Annotated in this window: 2 protein-coding genes; both read left to right on the forward strand. The window is 59.8% G+C overall.

What is annotated here, in order from left to right:
- Nucleotides 1-596: RluA family pseudouridine synthase (locus H5T64_13485; GenBank protein MBC7265345.1), on the forward strand; the 596-nt coding region annotated here is incomplete at its 5' end.
- The coding region (locus tag H5T64_13490; protein MBC7265346.1) for an XTP/dITP diphosphatase at nucleotides 593-1614 on the forward strand (1022 nt) is incomplete at its 3' end. The genes H5T64_13485 and H5T64_13490, both read left to right, overlap by 4 nt.

Consider the following 1614-nt stretch of genomic DNA (forward strand, 5'->3'; position numbering starts at 1 on the left):
GCACGCTGGTCAATGCTATACTGGCTCACTGTCCCGATCTGGCCGGTATTGGCGGCGCGCTTCGCCTTGGGATCGTCCACCGCTTGGACAAGGATACCTCGGGTTTGATGATCGTCGCTAAGAACGACGTTGCCCATCGACACTTGCAGTCGCAATTCAAACGTCGCACCGTAGAAAAGGTCTATGTGGCACTGGTGGAAGGCCATTTAGAACCGTCGCGTGGTTTGATTGATGCTCCCTTAGGCCGCGATCCCAAACACCGGCAACGCATGGCCGTGGTGTCCACTGGTGGGCGGGAGGCCCAGACCCGCTATCGGGTCCTTCGTTACTATAACGGCTACACCTTGATAGAAGCCGAACCACTCACCGGACGCACTCACCAGATCCGTGTGCACTTCGCAGCCATCGGTCACCCAATCGCTGGCGATCCAATCTATGGGCGCAAGTGTGCCAAATTCAACCTGCGGCGTCAATTCCTGCACGCTGCGCGTTTAGGTTTCCTGCGCCCGCGAGGAGGGGAGCGAGTCACTCTGAGCGCACCCTTGCCGTCAGAATTGCGGGCCGCACTGGATGAATTGAGGCCTGAATCACCATGAAGTTGCTGATAGCCACTGGTAACCCCGGCAAGGCGAGAGAATACGCTGCTCTCCTGGCCGGACTTGATGTCACTCTCGTGTTACCTTCGGACCTGGGCCTTCTGGAGGAGGTGGAAGAGTCCGGCCTGAGTTATGCCCAGAATGCGCTGCGTAAGGCTATGACCTATGCCAGGGCCAGTGGCTTGTGGACATTGGCAGATGATTCGGGTCTGGAAGTAGATGCTCTGAATGGCGCGCCCGGCGTGCATTCCGCACGGTATGCCGGCCCACAGGCCAGCGACCAGGACCGCTATCGGCTGCTCCTGCGCAATCTGAAAGGTGTGCCAGAGGAAAGGCGGACTGCTCGCTTCCGCTGTGCCATTGCTCTCGCCTCTCCCACTGGCGAAGCCCACATCCGCGAAGGTACCTGCGAGGGGCGGATTGCCACGGAGCCTTCGGGCTCCGGCGGTTTCGGCTATGACCCAGTCTTTTATCTCCCCGAGGTGGGTTGCACTATGGCCGAGTTGCCGGCCGAGACCAAGAACCGCATCAGCCATCGCGCTCGGGCCGCCATGAAAATCCGAGAGGTGTTGACAAGACTCATCGAGCGCCAGGATTTTCCCGCCTCACCACGCCATCCCAAAATCCTATCCCCAGACGAACTCGCCCGTCGGCGTCAGGATTGGCGCGCCGAGGGTCTGACTTTCGTGCTCACCAATGGCGTATTTGATCTGCTGCACGTTGGCCACGTACGCTACTTGCAGGCAGCGCGACGGCTCGGCGACGTGCTTGTCGTTGGACTGAATAGCGACGCCTCTGCACAGGCCATCAAGGGTCCTGGCCATCCCGTCCAACCACAGGATGAACGGGCCGAGATACTGGCTGCCCTATCATGCGTGGACTACGTGGTCATCTTCGACCAGCCAACCGCAGAACAATTGGTCGAATCGCTTCAGCCCGATGTCTACGTGAAGGGCGGCGATTACGCCGGCTGGGAAGAGCATGTGACAGGCAAGGGTTTGCCCGAGGGGCCCATTGT

It is taken from the genome of Chloroflexota bacterium (assembly GCA_014360825.1).
Taxonomy (GTDB): Bacteria; Chloroflexota; Anaerolineae; order UBA2200; family JACIWT01; genus JACIWT01.